Origin of the sequence: Bradyrhizobium sp. WSM1253 (genome assembly GCF_000244935.1) — a bacterium.
GTDB classification, from domain to species: domain Bacteria; phylum Pseudomonadota; class Alphaproteobacteria; order Rhizobiales; family Xanthobacteraceae; genus Bradyrhizobium; species Bradyrhizobium canariense.
Map to the genome: position 1 here is coordinate 6,311,583 of NZ_JH600073.1, position 17,871 is coordinate 6,329,453.

The window sequence follows — 17,871 nt, forward strand, 5'->3', positions numbered from 1 at the left end:
AGAAGTGCGATCTCCTCGCGCTCATTCAACGAGAGATACCGCCCGGACAGTGCCTTTGCCGAAGATCTGAACATCGCTGGTGGCATGCCGCCCGCCTTTCGGAATAATCTGCTTCCGACAGGTTGTGACAATCCGGCTTCGAGTGCAGCATCTTCGCTGCTTAACCCAGCGGCAATCGCCCGCCAAAATTTATTCTGTTCATCGCGCCCGGCAACAGAGGGCCGTCCTGGCGACGGCAATGGGGCTCGTCCTGACCGCGCCGATCTGCGCCTTACAACGTTCATCGCAACCTCCAAACTCCTGGTGTTGCGACGACCGTTTGAATCCGCCCAATACGCTTCAACCGAGTACCGCCAAGCACTGCAAGCCGCCGGCTTCCGGCCTTCAATGAGCCGCAGAGCCGACTGCTACGACAATGCCCCGATGGAAAGCTTCTTCCACACCCTCAAGACCGAACTGATCCATCACCGTCAATATGAGACCCGCAATGAAGCCGAGCGCGACATCTTCGCTTACGTCGAAGGCTTCTACAATCAGACCCGAAGACACTCGGCCATCGGCTATATCAGCCCGGTCGAGATGGAGCTAAAATCGGCTTGATCCATGTCCACTTTTTTGGGGGAAGATCAGTATCTTTCCGCGGGTCGCAGTCTGGATTGCTTCGCTTCGCTCGCAATGACGGAGGACGCGGCGTGCCATCCCTCACATCATCCCGCTCTCTTCCTCTTCCGCCTGCTCGATCAGCGTCTCGCTCACCATGACCTCGCGGCGGGGGACGACGAAGATCATCGTGCAGGCGCAGAGCAGGGAGATCGCCAGCACCGCGGCGGTGAGCGGCAGCGTGGTCGCGGAATGGCCGCCGAGATAGGCGCCGAATTGCGACATGAGCGCGCCGATGCCCTGCTGGAGAAAGCCCATCGCACCTGATGCGGTGCCGGCGGCCTCGGGACGGACGCTGATCGCGCCGGCGGCCGAGTTCGCCATCACGAAAGCATTGCCGACCATCACGATCATCTGCGTGCCGAACAGCCAGGCGGGTGCCTCGTTCCAGCCGGTGAAACTCCACAGCAGGTTCAACAGGCTGCCGCAAAGCTGGAGCGCGAGGCCGAACCAGATCAACTTCTCCAACGAGTGCCTGGGCGCGAAGCGCACGCAGAGCAGATTGCCGACGAGATAGGCAAAACCCGTCGTCGCGAACCACGCGCCGTATTCAGCGCTGGTCCTGCCCATCTGCGTCACCACGATATAGGGGCCGCCGCCGGCGAAGGTGAAGATGATCTGCGAGGCCAGCACCTGGCACATCACGTAGCCGACGAAGGCGCGGTTGCGGATCAGGATGCCGACATCGCCGCGAAAGCCGCTGCCGGCGGCGCGGTCTCGGCGGGTCTCGGGCAGCGCGAATGCGATGCCGATGGCGACAATGATCGCGGCGACGGTGATGGCGTAGAAGATCGCGCGCCAGCCGAACGCGGTTTCGATCAGGCCGCCGCTGAGCGGGGAGACCATCTGCCCGATCATGAGCGCCGCGACCACGAGGCTGATCATCGAGGCGACGCGATCGCGCTCGTAGATGTCGCGGATGATGGCGCGGCTCACCACCATGCCGGCGGCGCCGCCCAGCGCCTGGAAGAAGCGCGCGGCGATCAGCTGCGGTAGGGTTTCCGCGAAGATGCAGGCGACGCTGGCGACTACCATCAGCGCCAGTCCTCCGAGCAGCACCGGTCGTCGCCCGAAACGGTCCGACAGCGGGCCCATGATGAGTTGCGACAGCGCGATGCCGACCATGTACAGTGAGACTGTCATCTGCGCGACCGAGATGTCGCTGCCAAAGGTCGTCGCCAGTACCGGCAGCGCCGGAACCAGCATGTAAAGCGAGATCGGCGCGATGCCGGTCATGACGACGAGCAGCAGCAAAACCACGCGCGAGGTCGCGAGGTTGTGTTGCGCCGTTTCCGGCGGCTTGCTGATCATGCCGTGCATGCGTGTCCGTCTCGCAGAAATTCGAATCGGACTGTAGCGCGCTCGCACAAGACGCATATCGGCGTTTCGGAATGCGGCTATACGGATTCCGGGACGGTTATAATGGCGGCGCGATGAGGACGGATTTGGCGCGCTGCTCGCGTCAAAAACTCGGTATCATCGCCCGGCTTGACCGGGCGATCCAGTACGCCGCGGCGTCTCCGCATACGTTTGCTGTCTCTGGAATACTGGATTCCCCGCCTTCGCGGGGAATGACAGCGGGGGTGGAAATGAGCATTGCGCAAATCGCGTGGTGCTATGCGTCGAGACCGTGAACGACGCGCTTACGCCTTCAACTCCGCCGTGGCCTGGTCCAGCCAGGCCTTCGTCGTCGCGTCCAGCGCCGGCCGCACCTCGGTCCTGACGCGCGCGTGGTAGGCGTTGAGCCAGTCGAGTTCGTCCTTGCCCAGCATGCCGACATCGATCAGCCGGCGGTCGATCGGCGCCAGGGTCAGCGTCTCGAACGCGTTCATCGATTTTTCCGCGCCCTTGATGTCGGCAGCGACCACCAGTTCGAGGTTCTCGATGCGGATGCCGAAACCGTCGGTCTTGTAGTAGCCGGGCTCGTTGGACAGGATCATGCCGCGCTTCAGCGGCGTGGTGCCGAGCTTCGATATCCGCGCCGGTCCTTCGTGCACCGAGAGATAGCTGCCGACGCCGTGGCCGGTGCCATGCTCGAAATCGACGCCGGCGGCCCAGAGATATTGCCGTGCCAGTGTGTCGAGCTGCGCGCCGGTGGCGCCATCGGGAAATATCGCCCGCGCGATCGCGATGTGACCGCGCAGCACACGCGTGAAGCGGTCGCGCATCTCGTCGGTGGGCTCGCCCACGGCCATGGTCCGGGTGACGTCGGTGGTGCCGTCTTCGTATTGTGCACCTGAATCGATCAGCAGCAGATCGCCGGGTACGATCCGCCGGTTGCTCTTGCGGGTGACGCGGTAGTGCACGATCGCGCCATTCGGGCCGGTGCCCGATATGGTCGGGAACGACACATCCTTCAGTGCGCCGGTATCGCGGCGGAACGTCTCCAGCGCCTCGACCGCGTCGATCTCGGTGAGCTTGCCGCTTGCCGCCTCGCGGTCGATGAAGGCGAGGAAGCGTGCCAGCGCTACGGCGTCGCGCCGGTGCGCCGTTTGCGTGCCCTTGATCTCGGTCGTGTTCTTGACCGCCTTGAGCAGCGCGATCGGATCGCTGCCGCGCACCGGCTTGCCGCCAGCACCCGTGATCAACCGGCTGAGGGCGTCGGCCGCGGTCGCATTGTCGAGCGCGATCGATCCACCGCTCTTGGCGAGCGCCATCAGCGTTGGCGCCATTGCATCGGGCTCGCGCACCTCGGCGGACTGCTCGAGATGGTCGCGGGTCAAATTTGAGAGCTTGCGGTGATCGATGAAGATGGTGGGACGACCGTCCTTCGGCACCAGCGCATAGGACAGCGGCAGCGGCGTATGCGCGACGTCGGCGCCGCGGATGTTGAAGGTCCAGGCCACGGCATGGCTGTCGGACAGCACCAGCGCATCGACGCCGAGCTTGCCGATCTCGCTCCTGATCTGCGTCAGCTTCTCGGCTTCAGTCACGCCGGCATGTTGCATCCCGTGCACCGTGACCGGCGCAATCGGCGGCTGTGGCCGGTCCTGCCAGATCGCATCGACCGGATTGCTGTCGACGGCGACCAATTCGGCACCGGCCTTGGCGCAGGCGGCGGACAAACGCTCGGCTGCCGCAAAAGTGTGCAGCCACGGATCAAATCCTAGGCGGTCGCCGGCCTTCAGGTGTGCCGATATCCAGCTTTCCGGCGGGGGATCGATCAGAGATTCCACGGCCCACGCCCTTGAATCGACCTGCTTGGCCGCCTGGATCGTGTAGCGACCATCGACGAACAATGCGGCCTCGTGCGTCAGCACCACCGCCAGTCCCGCCGAGCCCGTAAAACCGGTCAGCCAGGCCAAACGCTCTTCCGACGGCGGCACGTACTCATTCTGCTGCTGATCGGCGCGTGGAATCACGAAACCGGTCAGCTTGCGGCGGGCGAGTTCTTCACGGAGCGCGGCCAGCCGCGCCGTCAATGCGACGCCGGCCTCGGGCTCCTCGAATGTCTGGAAGTGCGCTTCGAACATGGTGGATCACTTTAGGATCATGCGGATCAGTCCGCAATGTAGACGCATTTGAGGTCGCATCTGGCATGGACTGTGCTTGAACAGTTCCATTCGAATTGAGTGGAGTACAGGATGCGGCAGTTGCGCTTCGTCCGGATAACAGGGAAATTCGAGCAAGTTGTTCATCTCAACGACGAGGGGACACTCGATGCCAGCGTTCACGTTTGAGAAGATTACGCCGCCGGTGCGCCGCGCCCCGGCTCCGGCAGCACCGAAGAAACCGCGCGGCCTCATCAACCAGATGATCGACCGTTTCGCTGAACGCCGCGCGAGGCGCGCCTCGCAGGCCGAGCGCGCGATGCGCCGGGACGAGAAGGCCGCAAAGTAGCGGCACCTACGGCAGCCCCCCGACTCACCCCATCTTCCGCAGCAACAGGCTGCTCCACCCCTCGATCCGCAAGTGCTTCAGAGGCACGAGGCCGCGCGCGCGGTAGGCGGCGATCACGGCGGGGACCTGGGGCGTCAACAGGCCGGAGAGGATGACGCGCCCGCCAGGTGCGAGGTGCCGCGTCAACGGGCCCGCCAATTGCCGTAACGGATTGGCAAGGATGTTGGCCAGCACCAGGTCGAACGGGCCGCATCTGCCGAAATCAGCCGCCGCGAAGCCGGTGGCGCGGATTGCTCGCACATGGTGACCGACCTCGTTCAACGCGGCGTTCTCGGCTGCCACCTTGACCGAGGCCGGGTCGATGTCGGAGGCCAGCACCGCGCGATGCAGCACCTTCGCCGCCGCTATCCCCAGCACGCCGGTCCCGGTGCCGAGGTCGAGCACGCGGCCGGGCCGGGTGCTTTTCAGGACATGGTCAAGCAGGAGTAAACAGCCGCGCGTGGTACCGTGATGGCCGGTGCCGAAGGCGAGAGCCGCCTCGATCTCGACGGCGAGCTTGTTCGGCGCCACGCGGTCGCGATCATGGCTGCCGTGGACGACGAAGCGTCCGGCCGGCACCGGGACGAGATCTTCCAGGCTCGCCTTGACCCAGTCCCTGGCTTCGACGGTGTCGAAGGCCAGCGTGTCCGCGATCTCATTTCCTGCTGCGGTTGCAACGAGTTCGCGCAGCCAAGCCCGGTCCGGCGCGTTCGCGAAATGCAGCGCAACGTCCCACTGTCCGTTCGGCTGTTCGAAGGCGGCGACCGCCGCATCGTCCTCGAAGAACATTTCGGTTAGGACGTCGACAATGCGCCTGGCGGCGATCTCGCCGCCGATCGAAAAACTGGCGCGATGGGTGGGGGAAGGCTGCATTCTCTGGTTTCCGTCCGGTTCAATTTTTGGAACTTTTGTTCCCGATTTTTCGCATAACTTGCATTCACGAGGTTAACCCGACCTCAGGTTGTGCCACGTAGATTTGCGGGTGTTGGGCAACCCACACAGTTCGAAATGGAATAGGAGGCGAGACTTGAAGCGCATGATTTTGAAGTTCTGGACCGACGATTCAGGTGCAACCGCAATCGAGTACGGCCTGATTGCAGCCGGTATCGCGCTGGCGATCATCACCGTGGTGAACGGCCTGGGCACCACCCTGAACGACAAGTTCACTTCGATTAGCAGCTCCTTGAAGTAATTTCCGCCTTCCATTTCCCGGCGAGGCCAATTCTCCATACGACTGCTTTCGAGCCGCGCCCGTCGGGGGAATTGCCCCCTGGCGGGCGAAGTCGTTTTTGGGAATTGGCTTGCACAGAATGCCCACAGGCTATCCGCTGGTTTTTCCGGACTTTGTCCACGGATTATCCCGCCGTTCATCCCCGGATTTTCCACCAATTTGTACCAAGCTTGGAGGGGCGTAACCCAGCGCCCTTTCACAGCTCTGCCAACAGGCTGTCCACAGCTTATCCACGGGCTTATCCACGACTTCCGAACAGCGACCGGTGATCCCTCAGGATTGCCTGCGCGGCGTTGTGGCCGGGCGCGCCGGTGACGCCGCCGCCGGGATGGGCGCCGGAGCCGCAGTGATAGAGGCCCCTCACGGGTCCGCGATAATCGGCGTGGCCCAGCATCGGCCGGGCCGAGAACAGCTGGTTCAGCGTCAGCGCACCGTGGAAGATGTCGCCGCCGAGCAGGCCGAACTGCCGTTCGAGATCGAGCGGTGACAGGATTTGGCGGCCGAGCACGCTGGTCGCAAAACCCGGCGCGTATTTGTCCACCGTCGCGATCATGAGGTCGGCGACCTCGTCGCGATGGTCGTCCCACGACTTTCCATCGGGAAGCTCCGGCGCGACATGCTGGCAGAACAGGCTCGCGACATGTTGTCCTGCGGGCGCGAGCGTATCGTCGAGCGTCGAGGGGATCAGCATTTCCACGACGGGCTCTCGGCTCCAGCCGTGCGCGCGGGCATCGAGAAAGGCGCGGTCCATGTAGCCGAGACTGGGAGCCAGGATGATGCCGGAGGTGAGATGATCGCCGACGCCCGGCAGTGCCGTGAAGGAGGGCAGGCGGTCCAGTGCCACGTTCATGCGGAAGGTGCCGGAGCCGTTCTTCCAGTGCCGGATGCGGTCGAGAAAGTTTTGGGGAAGCGCATCGGCGGCGACCAGCCGCGTATAGAGCAGCTTCGGATTGACGTTGGATGCGACATATCTCGCGCGGATGGTCGTGCCGTTCTCCAGCGCTACGCCGACCGCGCGGTCGCGCTCGAGGATGACCTCGCGCACGCCTGCATCGGTGTCGATCACGACGCCGCGGTCGCGTGCGGCGCGCGCCATGGCCTGCGTGATCGCGCCCATGCCGCCGATGGCGTGACCCCAGACGCCCTTCTTGCCGTTCACCTCGCCAAACGCGTGATGCAGCATCACATAGGCCGAGCCCGCGGCGTAAGGGCTGGCATAATTGCCGACGATGGCATCGAAGCCGAACAGCGCCTTGATCAGATCGTGCTCGAAACGTTCGTCCAGCATCTCGCCAGCCGAGCGGGTGAAGAGATCGAGCAGGCTGCGGCTCTGCTCCAGCGACAGCCCGCGCAGGATATTGGCGCTCTGGAATGCGTTCACGGCCTCGCGGATCGATGCCGTGCCGAAACCATCGAGCAGGTTGGGCGGCGCGCGCAGCACGAACTGCCGAAGCACGTCGGCGATATCTTCCAGCTCGCGCGAAAACCCGTCGAGCGCGTTTGCGTCGCGCGCGCTCAGCCGTGCGACGGACGCCTGCGTCCGCCCCTCGCCGGTGAGAAGATAGCTGCCGTCTGCCGCGGGCAGAAAATTCTGCGCGCGCCGTTCGACGATCCTGAGGCCCTGTTCGGCCAGCTTCAAGTCGCGGATCACCTGCGGATTGAGCAGGCTCACAGTGTAGGCCGCGACCGAATTGCGGAAGCCCGGATGAAATTCCTCCGTGACCGCGGCCCCGCCGACCACCTTGCGGCGCTCGACCACGCGCACGCGCAAGCCGGCCATCGCGAGATACGCCGCGCAGGTGAGGCCGTTATGGCCAGCGCCGATGATGATGACGTCGGTTTCGGTCATGCGCCCCTGGTGCTGTCATTCCGGGATTCGCGAAGCCCGAACTGTGGTGCGGGCTCCGCACCGGAGAATCTCGAGGTTCCGGGTTCGATGCTGCGGCCGCGCTTCGCGGTCCCGTCGCATCGCCCGGCACGACCGTCTTATATCAAGCATTTCCCGCTGCAACATCACGAGACCCTTTATTGCCCGTTCAGGCGCCTTGTGCTCCATTGCGCGCGCCCGGCACCCGCCGGGATTATGCCGGAGCTTCCATGGATTCGATCGTGCAACCCGCCGCCACGGAGCAGTCATCCTCGTCACGCAACCGGCTGCTGCTGACGGTCTACACCGCAGCGATCTTCGTCAGCGCGCTGTTGCTGTTCTCGGTGCAGCCGCTGTTCACCAAGATGGTCCTGCCGCGGCTCGGCGGCTCGCCGGCGGTGTGGTCGGTGGCGATGGTGTTCTTCCAGTCGTTGCTGCTGGCGGGCTACGCCTATGCGCATGTGTTGATGCAGGTGAGGAATCGCATCGTTCCGGTGGTGGTGCATCTCCTGCTGCTGATCGCGGCCTTCGCCACGCTGCCGCTCGGCATCGCGTCCGCCTATGGCGATCCGCCCGCTTCGGGCTACGCGATCTGGCTGCTTGGCCTGTTCGTGATCTCGATCGGACTGCCGTTCTTCGCGCTCGCCGCCAACAATCCGTTGCTGCAGGCCTGGTTCGTCCGCACCGGGCATCCTGCCGGACATGATCCCTATTTCCTCTATGCGTCCTCCAACATCGGCAGCTTCCTCGCCCTGCTGTCCTATCCATTCCTGCTGGAGCCGATGTTCACGCTGCACACGCAGAACCGGCTCTGGACCGGCGGTTACGGCATTCTGATCGTCCTGATCGCCGCCTGCGGCGTGCTGCTGTTGCGCTCGCCGAAGCTCGCCATGGTCGATGTGCGAACCGAGGATTTGAATGCGCCGGCGCCCGGTTTCGTGACGCGGCTGCGCTGGATATTCCTCGCCGGAGTGCCGTCCGGCCTGCTCATCGCCGTCACCGCGCACATCTCGACCGACGTTGCGGCAGCGCCCCTGCTGTGGGTGCTGCCGCTGTCGCTGTATCTCTTGACCTGGGTGGTGGTGTTCCAGTCGCGGCCGCTGCTGCCGCACAAATGGATGCTGATGCTCCAGCCGGTCGCGATCGCGGGCGTCGTCTTCCTGCTGGCGTTCGGCGGCGAACAGAACCTGCTGCTGACGCTCGGCGGCCATCAATTGTGCTTCTTCGTCATCGCGATGGCCTGCCACGGCGAATTGGCGCGGACCCGGCCGGCCGCGAAATATCTCACCGGATTCTATGTCGCGCTGTCGTTCGGCGGCATGGTCGGCGGCCTGTTCGCAGGGCTCGTTGCGCCGTTCACATTCTCCTGGATCGCCGAATATCCGATCCTGGTCGCGCTTGCCGCGCTGTGCCGGCCGCCCGCGAACGAGCGGCTGGCGGGCTTCATCAAATGGTACTGGCTGGCGCTTGCCGCGCTCGCCGTCGTGCTCGTTGCGCCGTCCATGACGACGGGCGGGCTGTCGACCTGGTTCGAGGATCATCGCGTCTGGGTGGCCGGCGGCGTTGGCGTGCTCGCCGCCCTGCTGGCGCTGGCGGTCAACGCCGGCCGCTGGAAGATATTCGCCACCGTCGCGCTCGCGCTGGCGTTGATCCGGGTTTATCCGGCGGATGAAGGCCGCGTCACCACGGTGCGCAGCTTCTTCGGCGTGCACAAGATCGTGGTGACGCCCGGCGGCTATTTCCACGTGCTGATGCACGGCACCACGATCCACGGCGCCGAGCGCTTCCTCAACAATGACGGCACGCCGGTCACCGGACGGCCCGAGCCGATCACCTACTACCACAAGGATGGCGGCATCGGTCAGGCCGTGACCGCGATCCGGGAGCGCAAGGGCGCGCCCTTGAAGGTCGCGGCGATCGGCGTCGGATCGGGCACGCTCGCCTGCGCCGCCGAGCCTAGCGAGAGCTGGACCTTCTTCGAGATCGATCAGTCCATGGTCGACGCGGCAAGCGATCCGAAGAATTTCCGCTATATCTCGAGTTGCATGCCGGGCCTGAAGCCGGTGATCGGCGATGCTCGCCTCACCTTCGCGAAGGAGCCGGACGGCGCCTATGATCTCATCATCGTCGATGCCTATTCGTCGGATGCGATCCCGATCCATCTTGCGACCGAAGAGGCGATGAAGATCTACAAGGACAAGCTCGCTCCGCACGGCGCCGTGGTGATGCACGTGTCCAACCGCCACCTCGATCTCGAGACCGTCGTGGTCGGCATCGCCGATGCCAACGATCTCAAGAGCTGGGTCTACAACGAGGATTCGGGGCGCGATGGCGACTATATCTTCTCGACCGACGTCGTCATCTCCGCCCGCGAGAATGCCGACGTCGGCAGGCTCGCATCGTCGAAATCATGGGAGCAGACCGAAGCCGACGACCGGGTGCGGGTCTGGACCGACGATTACTCCAACATTCTGGGCGCGCTGTACCGGCGTTTGCGGGACGGGGAGTAGGGGCACTTCGTAGCCGGATGGAGCGCAGCGCAATCCGGGACGTTCTTGCCTCGCGGTGATTAACGGCCCCGGATTTCGCTGCGCTCCATCCGGGCTACAGCAGAAAGCCTGCGGCTCGGCCTCACGGCGTCACCGGTGTCCCCGCGGGCAACGCAATTGCCTTCTCGCCCGCGACTTGCCGCAACAAATCGGGCCTGTCGGAGATGATGCCGTCGACGCCGATCTCGATCATCCGCGCCATGTCCTCAGGCTTGTTGACCGTCCAGACCACGACGTGCAGCCCGAGCGCGTGTGCCTCGGCGATCAGCGCCGCGGTCACATCGCCGAAATAGGGCGACCAGATCGCGCCGCCCGCAGCCTTGATGGTTCGGGGCAGCGACCCGCCGTGATCGGCCGGGCTGAATCCCGCCGTCCAATTGGTCGCCTTGTCCAGCGCCACCGTCTGGCTCGAGCCGCGCTGGAGCGTCAGGTACACCGTCGGCATCTTCGATGCCCGCTGCTGGACGAGCAGCAGGGTCCGCCAGTCGAACGACTGGATCATGACGCGGTCGGAGAATTTTTCGGCCTCGATCAGCGCGAGCAGCCTGGTGACGAAAGCTTGCGGATCGAGCGTCTCGTCCGGATGGTTCGGATCGATCTTGGTCTCGATGTTGAAGCGCACCCGATTGTTGCCGGATTTGCGCACCAGCGCGAAAAGTTCGCTCAAGGTCGGAATGCGGGTCCCGGGCACGGCGCGCTGGTCGGGGAATTGCTTTGCGTAAGGGCTGTCCGGACGTATCTGGCCGACGTCGTAGCTCCTGACCTGCTCGAGCCGCAGCTTCACGAAGGGCGTGCCGGGAGCCGCGACATAGGCGCCGCTCGCATCCCGCGTGATATCAGGGTTGAGCCCGCGCTCATGCGAGACGACGACTTCGCCGTCGGCGGTGATGCCGACGTCGAGCTCCAGCGTGTCCACGCCCATCGACAGCGCGTTGGCGAACGCCGGAAGCGTGTTTTCCGGCAGCAGTGCCCGCCCGCCGCGATGGGCCTCGAGATCGAAAGCCGAATCAAATGCCATGGCCGGTCCCGCAATGAGAAGTGACAGTACGGTCAAGATCGTCGCAGCACGTGACGGCATGGCGGCTCATGGGGCAAGCGGAAAGGGATATTTGAACGCATTTGGGCATGTCCGGCCCATAGTATAGGCTTTCGTGGCTGTTGAAACCTTGGGCGGTGGCTTGGGTTGCGGCCGCCGCGAGGGTATGTACTCATGGTCGGCGCCCTGGAATCCCGCCCGTGCAGCAGCAACGCGATCATCGAATTATTCGTAGCCGGCATTTTCGCCGGATGCAGCGCCGGCATTTCATCATCTTCGACGTTTTGCCCTTCGTCGGCACGCTGCTGGCGCTGGTGCTTCTGCTCTACCGCCCGATCGGCGCGGCGGAGCTTGGCCTGTTCGTCGGCTTTTGGCTGGTCACCGGCCTCGGCCTCACCGTCGGCTATCACCGGCTCTTCACCCACCGCGCCTTTGCGACCTCCACGGTGATGAGTGCGATCCTGGTCGTGATGGGATCGATGGCCGGCCGCGGTCCCATGCTGTCCTGGGCGGCAATGCACCGCCGGCACCACGAATTGTCCGATCACGACGGCGATCTGCATTCGCCGCGGCTGCACGGCGAGGGCCCGTTCGGCCGCCTGCGCGGCTTCCTGCACGCGCATTTGACCTGGATGATCGAGCACGATTATCCCAACGTTGCGCACTATGTCCCGGATCTGATGGCGGATCGCAGGCTGGTTGCCGTCAACAGCTACTACTACACTTGGGTCGGTCTCGGCCTGGTGCTGCCGGCCGCGATCGGCGGCGTCGCCACCATGAGCCTGTGGGGCGCGCTGACCGGCTTGCTCTGGGGCGGCGTGGTGCGCATGTTCGTGGTCGAGCAGACCATGTCGGCCATCAACTCCGTGATGCACAGCTTTGGCGCGCAGCCCTTCGTCACCCGCGACGACAATAGCCGCAATCTCGGTGTGATGGCCTGGCTTGCCTGGGGCGAGGGCTGGCACAACAATCACCACGCCTTTCCCTATTCCGCGGCCTTCGGCCTGCGCTGGTTCGAATTCGATCCCGGCTTCATCTTCATCCGCGCCCTGGAAGCGCTCGGATTGGCCTGGGACGTCAAGGTGCCGAGCGAGGAGAAGATTGCGCGACGCATGCTGCGGCAGCCGGGCGACGCTGCGCCCGACCTCGAAACGGGCTGAGCATCATCCGCCGGCTCACGCCGGCGATGGCGCAGCTTTGAACCGATGCTGTTCAACGACTATCCCTTCCTCCTGGTCTTCCTGCCCGCGGCGCTGCTGATCTATCGCTTGGCCGATCCCTATCCGCATCTGCGCATCGGCGTGCAGGTCGCGCTTTCGCTCGCCTTCTATGCCTGGGGCAGCCCGTCCTTCATCCTGCTCCTGATCGGCTTGATCGTGATCAACTGGCTTGCCTCGGTCGCCTATGGGCGCGTGAAGTGGCCGGCGGTGCTGACGCTGGTGCTCATGCTCGATCTCGCGGTGCTGGCGTTGTTCAAATACGCCAACTTCCTTCTCGCCAATCTCGGTCTGGTGTTGGGTACGACGTTGCCGGTGCTCGATGTCGGACTGCCGCTCGGCATCTCCTTCTTCACCTTCCACCACATCATGTATCTGGTCGACTTGAAGCGCGGGAGGGCGCCGCTCTATGCGCTCGACCGCTACGCGCTCTACATCACCTTCTTCCCGCAGGCGATCGCCGGCCCGCTGGCGCGCTGGCCGGAGGTGATGCATCAGTTCGGCAGGCAGATCTACGTTCCGGGCTGGCAGCGCCAGTTCTGCGTCGCGACCTGCTTCATCGCGATCGGCCTGTTCGAAAAAATCGTGATCGCCGACGGCCTCGCGCATCTGCTCGATCCAATCTACACCCAGGCAGGGAACGGGCCGCTCCCGAGCGGCGACGCCTGGCTTGCCTTCTGCTTCTCCTTCCAGATCCTGTTCGACTTCTCCGGCTATTCCGACATCGCGATCGGCCTCGGCCTGCTGTTCGGCGTACAGCTGCCGTACAATTTCAACGCCCCGCTGCGCTCGACCAATATCCAGGATTTCTGGCAGCGCTGGCACATCACCCTGATGCTGTTCCTGCGCGACTACGTATTCTATCCGCTCGTCAATCTCCGCCTGCTGCCGCGGCACTGGCTTCCCGTACAGTTTTTCGCCGCCATGATGATCACGATGGCGCTGTGCGGCCTCTGGCACGGCGCGAGCTGGACCTTCGTGCTGTGGGGCGTGCTGCACGGGCTTGCGCTGGTCGCCTGCACGTTGTGGCGTCGCTATGGCCCGAATTTCCCGTCATGGCTCGGCTGGGCGCTGACCGTCCTGTTCGTGCTCGCGACCGGCGTAATTTTTCGCGCGGGATCGGTGGAGGCGGCATGGCATGTCTTCGCCGGATTGGTTTCGCCGCTGCCGCTCGAGCGCGGAAAGCATTTGTGGCCGCTGATCGCAGCGCCGCTGTTCGCCTTCCTGCTGCCGGCGAGCCAGGACATTGTGGCGGTGCTCACGCGCCGTCCCAATCCGTGGCTCGCAGGTCTGCTCGGTCTTGGGCTGTTCGCATTGCTGCTTCACATGGGTGGTCGGGATCTCCATGAGTTCGTCTACTTCAAATTCTGAGACCGACCCCGGCTGGGGCCGGAGCTTGCTCGCGTGTCTGGGCACGCTGATCGGCGCTGCGCTGCTGTTGCTCGCACTGATGGTGGCGGTCGATCCCTATGACAGCGGCAAGCTCGGTCTGTTCGGCATCGAGGGCGTCGACAATCGTCTGACCCAGATCACGGCCGCGAGCCGCGCGAGGAATCCGGATTTCAATGCCGCTATCCTGGGTAATTCGACGGCGCAGATGATCGAGCCGACGGAATTGTCGCGCGCGACCGGCCTGCGCTTCGTGCAGCTCTACATGACCGGTGCGTTTCCCCGCCAGGAGCTCGCGGTGCTGTACTTCTTCCTCCGAAATCACAAGGATGTTGGTGCACTGGTGGTCGTGACTGACCCCGGCTGGTGCGCGCATGCACGGGCCAAGGAGGAGGGCGGCGTCCCGTTTCCCGACTGGCTCTACGACAGAAGCGTCGTCACTTACGCTGCACGGCTGATCTCCTGGCAGGCGATCGAGCACGCTTTTCAGCGCATCAGTATCGGGCTTGGTCGCCGACCACGGATGAACCCCGACGGCTTTGTCAGCTATGAGGACATCTGGCCGCCGGGTCAATTCAAGGAAGTCGGCTGGCCCGGGGATCCGGCGCCGTCCTCGTCCACCGAGATGCGGGCGACATTTCCCGAGATCGCTGTGCTCGCAGATACCGTCAGGACATTGTCGGCCGATGTGCCCGTCGTCATCATCGTGCCGCCGACCTTCGCGACCACCGTGCCGAAGCCCGGTACGGAAACCGCCCTGGAGCGCAGCGCCTGCGACGCGGCGCTGAAGAAAGTGGTCGCGGGCCGACCGCGTAGCAATTTCATCAGCTATCGCGTTGACAACGATCTCACGCGCGACCGCGCCAATTTTGCCGACTTCATCCATTATCGCCCCATCCTCGCGCGCAAGATCGAGCAGGGGATCGCTGCGAGCCTGCGCGATGGGGAGAGCGCGAAGATCGATTTCTGAACCGTCTCAGCTGAGCTGCTCGAATCCCCCATCGAGCCAGAGCTTGCGTGCCAGCTTGCGCTGGATCTTGCCGCTGGTGGTCTTCGGCAGAGTGCCGGGCCGGATCAGCGCGATGTGGCGCGCGGAGAGCTCGTGGTTGTCGGCGACGGCCTCGCGAATCCGACCCTTGATGGCTTCGGTGTCGATCGAGTGGCGCGCAGTGCGCTCGATTTCCTGGACGATGACGAGTGTTTCTTCGCCGGTCTCGTCCGGCACCGAGAACGCCGCGCCGCAATTTTCGCGCAAAGCTCGATCGAGCGATTGCACGGTGCGCTCGACGTCCTGGGGATAATGGTTGATGCCACGGATGATGATGAGGTCCTTGATCCGTCCCGTGACGAACAATTCGCCCGTGGCGTCGACGAAGCCGAGGTCGCCGGTGCGCAGCCATGCCCCGTCTTCGGCGGCAATCTGCGCATTGAGCCCCTCGCGCGTCGCCTCGTCGTTGCGCCAATAGGCGCGGGCAATATTGGCGCCGTTCACCCATATTTCACCGACCCGGTCCGCGGGCAGGCGCGTCCGATTGTCCGGGTCCACGATCGCGATCCGTTCGCCGGTGAGCGCGCGCCCGCAGCCGACGGCGATCTGCGTGTCTTCGACGCTGGAAGGCGCTTCCGCCGCATGCGCCTGAAGCGCCGTGCGGCTCAGGCTGCGTGTGACATGACCTCCGCCGCGGCGTCCGCCGGAAATCAGGAGTGTCGCTTCCGCCATTCCGTAGGCGGGATACATCGCGCGCGGATCGAAGCCGTGGGGCGCGAATGTCTGGACGAACCGCTCGATGGTTTCCGCACGCACCGGCTCTGCGCCGTTCAGCGCGATCCTGAGCGAGGACAGGTCGACGCCCTCCATCTGGTCGGCGCGATAGCGGCTGACGCAGAGATCGAAGCCGAAATTCGGGCTGCACGCCACTTCCGCGCGAAAATGCGAGATCGCGCGCAGCCAGCCGAGTGGCCGCTGCATGAACGCATTCGGTGCCAGCAGCACGCAGGTCGCCCCAACATAGAGCGCCTGCAGTGCGTTCAGGATCAGCCCCATGTCGTGATAGAGCGGCACCCAATTGACGTAAGTCGATTGCCGGGTGTTGCCGAGCGCGAGCCGGATCATCTCGAGATTGGCGAGCAGATTGGCGTGGCTCACCATCACGCCTTTGGGCGCGGACGTCGAGCCGGAGGTGTATTGCAGGAAGGCGATGTCGTCCGGCGCCGGCTCGGGTAGTTCGATTGTCTCACCATCGTCCGCGGCGAGATCGACCTCGATCCAGCGAATGTTCTCATGCGCGAAGCGTGCCCGCAGATCACCACGGAGCGCGACGGCCGAATTGGTCAGCGCCACCGCCGGCGTGCAATTGGCGAGGATCGCGGCGCTGGCATCGCGCGCGCTGTTTCGCCGCGGCATCATCATCGGCACGGCGATGATGCCGGCCATCAGACAGCCGAAGAACGCCACCATGAACTCGATGCCGGGCGGAAACACCAGGATGGCGCGGTCGCCGGGACGCGCGGCCACGGTCAGTCGCAACGCGAGCGCGCCCGCGGCATCGTGCAGCTGTCGAAAGCTGAGGGCAGCTTCCTCCGTCCCGCGATCGGAGACGAAGACATAGACGCGGTCGTCGGCCTGCTCCGCCGCACGCCGGGCCAGCAGTGCCACGAGCGAGCGGAAGGTTTCCATGGGTTGCGCCGGCTTCAGCCGCCCTCAGGCGGCGGGGCGGATTGCGCGCTTGTCGGCGAGAAATCGCGACAGCGCCTCAACGGTCGGATGGTCGTAGAAGTCGTCCGTCGATAGTTCGAGGTCGAGCTTCTCCTCGAGTTCCATCATCAGGTAGACCAGCATCGCCGAATCGAGCCCGAGGCGGCTGAATTTCGTGCCGATGTCGACGCGGTCGCTCGAAATTCGCAGGATATTTGCCAGGGCGGTAACGCAGAAATCCGAAATCTGCTCGCGTGTCATGTCATGTCCCAGAAACAATGGGAACGACAATACGGGCGACCCCCTGGTTGTCAATTTGGCCGGAACGCCGCCGCGTCGAAGGTTGTGGACTGTTGCTTCCTTGCGTCGGCCGGTGCCCAATCCGTGCACAGGCCGGCGCTATTTCCTGCGGTCGACTGCGGCAAGCGCCCGTCGCGGCAGCGGCTTTCTGATTTGATTGCCCGGCAACGCCGCGTCCAGATAGCGTCAGTTCTGGTAGTAATAGCCACGCGGTTGGTAAACCTGCCGGGGCTGCGGCTGATAATAGGTGCCGTTGCCCTGATTGTAATATTGCTGCGGCTGCTGCTGGTAGACCTGCGCGTCATAGAGCGGGCGGCTGCCACGCGGCGCCGGGTAGCGCGTGCCGGTGTCGCTGCCATCGGCTGGATAGATGTAATTGTCGTCCTGGGGCATGTAGCGGCGGGCGGGCTGGGCCGTCGGTGCGAGATTCACGGGGTCGCCTGATGTGGCGTACTGCTCCTCGGTCGGCTGCGGTGCGCGGGCGACAGCCGTGGGGTTGCGGCCGCGCGGGTTGCGGGCGAGCGCCACCTGCGACGAGCCGGTCAGCGTCACCGTGGTGTTGAGCACGCCCTGCTGCTGCACCAGCGCGTAGAGCGTCGAGGCGTTCTGCCGCGACAGCCGCACGCAGCCATGAGACGCCGGTGTGCCAAGCCGGCCGACCGAGTCTGTGCCGTGGATGGCGTGCCCGATCTTGGTGAAGAAGATCGAATGCGGCATCGGCGCGTCGTCGAATTCCTTGGAGTAGTGGTCCTCTTCCATGCGGAAGGCACGGAACGCGCCGTTCGGCGTCTCGCGGGAGGGGATGCCTGTCGACACCGGCCAGTGATAGCGCGCGATGCCGTCGACGGCGACGGTCATCTGCTGATTGTCCTTGTCGACGGTGATCTCGACCTTGGCCTGCGCGGCGCCCGCGCTCAAAAGCATCAGGGAGGTGAAAGCAATAAAAAACGAACGCATCTGAGTTCTGGCCTCCGGCCTGTTCACGCTAGGCGCCGCGGCTCTCCGTCCCCCGGCGTGCAATATGCCTGCAATCCGGCTTTCGTTCCAG

15 protein-coding genes are annotated in these 17,871 nt (G+C 64.4%); 7 read left to right on the plus strand and 8 right to left on the minus strand.

The genetic code is table 11. The annotated features are described in order from the left end of the window. Window positions 1–600: IS3 family transposase (locus BRA1253DRAFT_RS43900; protein WP_198288271.1), on the plus strand; the 600-nt coding region annotated here is incomplete at its 5' end. A gap of 102 nt (window positions 601–702) precedes the next feature. Here BRA1253DRAFT_RS43900 and BRA1253DRAFT_RS30810 read toward each other — a convergent pair. Together BRA1253DRAFT_RS30810 and BRA1253DRAFT_RS30815 are read right to left on the minus strand one after the other, a co-directional pair. Continuing rightward, entirely contained in the window at window positions 703–1,980 is a 1,278-nt protein-coding gene (locus tag BRA1253DRAFT_RS30810; RefSeq protein WP_007600873.1) for a multidrug effflux MFS transporter, read from the minus strand. A gap of 323 nt (window positions 1,981–2,303) precedes the next feature. Further along, window positions 2,304–4,133 (minus strand): aminopeptidase P family protein, encoded by a 1,830-nt coding sequence (locus tag BRA1253DRAFT_RS30815; RefSeq protein ID WP_007600874.1) that lies wholly within the window; start codon window positions 4,131–4,133, stop codon window positions 2,304–2,306. A gap of 187 nt (window positions 4,134–4,320) precedes the next feature. Between BRA1253DRAFT_RS30815 and BRA1253DRAFT_RS30820 the strand changes: the two genes are divergently transcribed. Continuing rightward, the gene (locus BRA1253DRAFT_RS30820) at window positions 4,321–4,500 is read left to right on the plus strand and encodes a hypothetical protein (protein ID WP_007600875.1); all 180 of its coding nucleotides are present in this window, start codon (window positions 4,321–4,323) and stop codon (window positions 4,498–4,500) included. Window positions 4,501–4,524: 24 nt separating this feature from the next. Here the strand turns inward: BRA1253DRAFT_RS30820 and BRA1253DRAFT_RS30825 are convergent, their stop codons facing one another. After that, on the minus strand, window positions 4,525–5,412 hold the full coding sequence (locus BRA1253DRAFT_RS30825; RefSeq protein WP_007600876.1) for a 50S ribosomal protein L11 methyltransferase: 888 nt from the start codon (window positions 5,410–5,412) through the stop codon (window positions 4,525–4,527). Between the two features lie 163 nt (window positions 5,413–5,575). Between BRA1253DRAFT_RS30825 and BRA1253DRAFT_RS30830 the strand changes: the two genes are divergently transcribed. Further along, on the plus strand, window positions 5,576–5,731 hold the full coding sequence (locus tag BRA1253DRAFT_RS30830; protein ID WP_007600877.1) for a Flp family type IVb pilin: 156 nt from the start codon (window positions 5,576–5,578) through the stop codon (window positions 5,729–5,731). A 277-nt stretch (window positions 5,732–6,008) separates the two neighbouring features. On the opposite strand, the gene BRA1253DRAFT_RS30835 is transcribed toward BRA1253DRAFT_RS30830, so the two are convergent. Further along, window positions 6,009–7,619 (minus strand): NAD(P)/FAD-dependent oxidoreductase, encoded by a 1,611-nt coding sequence (locus BRA1253DRAFT_RS30835; protein WP_007600878.1) that lies wholly within the window; start codon window positions 7,617–7,619, stop codon window positions 6,009–6,011. Window positions 7,620–7,867: 248 nt separating this feature from the next. Here BRA1253DRAFT_RS30835 and BRA1253DRAFT_RS30840 point away from each other — a divergent pair, with 248 nt between their 5' ends. Next, window positions 7,868–10,147 (plus strand): spermidine synthase, encoded by a 2,280-nt coding sequence (locus BRA1253DRAFT_RS30840; RefSeq protein ID WP_007600879.1) that lies wholly within the window; start codon window positions 7,868–7,870, stop codon window positions 10,145–10,147. 121 nt (window positions 10,148–10,268) lie between these two features. Here the strand turns inward: BRA1253DRAFT_RS30840 and BRA1253DRAFT_RS30845 are convergent, their stop codons facing one another. Beyond that, a complete protein-coding gene (locus BRA1253DRAFT_RS30845; RefSeq protein WP_245285997.1) occupies window positions 10,269–11,204 on the minus strand; it encodes a glycerophosphodiester phosphodiesterase in 936 nt (311 codons plus the stop codon). A gap of 269 nt (window positions 11,205–11,473) precedes the next feature. On the opposite strand from BRA1253DRAFT_RS30845, the gene BRA1253DRAFT_RS30850 reads away from it, so the two are divergent. The 3 genes from BRA1253DRAFT_RS30850 to BRA1253DRAFT_RS30860 are packed head-to-tail and all read left to right on the plus strand — an operon-like array spanning window position 11,474 to window position 14,798. Further along, window positions 11,474–12,382: an acyl-CoA desaturase gene (locus BRA1253DRAFT_RS30850; protein WP_035994249.1), complete on the plus strand. Its 909-nt coding sequence runs from the start codon at window positions 11,474–11,476 to the stop codon at window positions 12,380–12,382. A gap of 45 nt (window positions 12,383–12,427) precedes the next feature. Continuing rightward, the gene (locus BRA1253DRAFT_RS30855; RefSeq protein ID WP_007600882.1) at window positions 12,428–13,810 is read left to right on the plus strand and encodes an MBOAT family protein; all 1,383 of its coding nucleotides are present in this window, start codon (window positions 12,428–12,430) and stop codon (window positions 13,808–13,810) included. A gap of 25 nt (window positions 13,811–13,835) precedes the next feature. Beyond that, window positions 13,836–14,798, plus strand: a complete 963-nt coding sequence (locus tag BRA1253DRAFT_RS30860) for a hypothetical protein (RefSeq protein ID WP_245285998.1) — start codon at window positions 13,836–13,838, stop codon at window positions 14,796–14,798. Window positions 14,799–14,804: 6 nt separating this feature from the next. Here BRA1253DRAFT_RS30860 and BRA1253DRAFT_RS30865 read toward each other — a convergent pair whose 3' ends face one another. The 3 genes from BRA1253DRAFT_RS30865 to BRA1253DRAFT_RS30875 all read right to left on the minus strand — a co-directional run bounded on the left by BRA1253DRAFT_RS30865 (window position 14,805) and on the right by BRA1253DRAFT_RS30875 (window position 17,780). Beyond that, window positions 14,805–16,505, minus strand: a complete 1,701-nt coding sequence (locus tag BRA1253DRAFT_RS30865; protein WP_007600884.1) for a fatty acyl-AMP ligase — start codon at window positions 16,503–16,505, stop codon at window positions 14,805–14,807. 24 nt (window positions 16,506–16,529) lie between these two features. After that, entirely contained in the window at window positions 16,530–16,784 is a 255-nt protein-coding gene (locus tag BRA1253DRAFT_RS30870; RefSeq protein ID WP_018454262.1) for an acyl carrier protein, read from the minus strand. A 225-nt stretch (window positions 16,785–17,009) separates the two neighbouring features. Further along, window positions 17,010–17,780, minus strand: a complete 771-nt coding sequence (locus tag BRA1253DRAFT_RS30875) for a L,D-transpeptidase (RefSeq protein WP_007600886.1) — start codon at window positions 17,778–17,780, stop codon at window positions 17,010–17,012. Between the last annotated feature and the right edge of the window lie 91 nt (window positions 17,781–17,871).

Excerpts from the sequence above, each read along its gene's own strand:
- BRA1253DRAFT_RS30810 (WP_007600873.1), bottom strand. The coding sequence starts at position 1,980 with ATGCACGGCATGATCAGCAAGCCGCCGGAAACGGCGCAACACAACCTC.
- BRA1253DRAFT_RS30815 (WP_007600874.1), bottom strand. The coding sequence starts at position 4,133 with ATGTTCGAAGCGCACTTCCAGACATTCGAGGAGCCCGAGGCCGGCGTC.
- BRA1253DRAFT_RS30820 (WP_007600875.1), top strand. The coding sequence starts at position 4,321 with ATGCCAGCGTTCACGTTTGAGAAGATTACGCCGCCGGTGCGCCGCGCC.
- BRA1253DRAFT_RS30825 (WP_007600876.1), bottom strand. The coding sequence starts at position 5,412 with ATGCAGCCTTCCCCCACCCATCGCGCCAGTTTTTCGATCGGCGGCGAG.
- BRA1253DRAFT_RS30830 (WP_007600877.1), top strand. The coding sequence starts at position 5,576 with ATGATTTTGAAGTTCTGGACCGACGATTCAGGTGCAACCGCAATCGAG.
- BRA1253DRAFT_RS30835 (WP_007600878.1), bottom strand. The coding sequence starts at position 7,619 with ATGACCGAAACCGACGTCATCATCATCGGCGCTGGCCATAACGGCCTC.
- BRA1253DRAFT_RS30840 (WP_007600879.1), top strand. The coding sequence starts at position 7,868 with ATGGATTCGATCGTGCAACCCGCCGCCACGGAGCAGTCATCCTCGTCA.
- BRA1253DRAFT_RS30845 (WP_245285997.1), bottom strand. The coding sequence starts at position 11,204 with ATGGCATTTGATTCGGCTTTCGATCTCGAGGCCCATCGCGGCGGGCGG.
- BRA1253DRAFT_RS30850 (WP_035994249.1), top strand. The coding sequence starts at position 11,474 with ATGCAGCGCCGGCATTTCATCATCTTCGACGTTTTGCCCTTCGTCGGC.
- BRA1253DRAFT_RS30855 (WP_007600882.1), top strand. The coding sequence starts at position 12,428 with ATGCTGTTCAACGACTATCCCTTCCTCCTGGTCTTCCTGCCCGCGGCG.
- BRA1253DRAFT_RS30865 (WP_007600884.1), bottom strand. The coding sequence starts at position 16,505 with ATGGAAACCTTCCGCTCGCTCGTGGCACTGCTGGCCCGGCGTGCGGCG.
- BRA1253DRAFT_RS30870 (WP_018454262.1), bottom strand. The coding sequence starts at position 16,784 with ATGACACGCGAGCAGATTTCGGATTTCTGCGTTACCGCCCTGGCAAAT.
- BRA1253DRAFT_RS30875 (WP_007600886.1), bottom strand. The coding sequence starts at position 17,780 with ATGCGTTCGTTTTTTATTGCTTTCACCTCCCTGATGCTTTTGAGCGCG.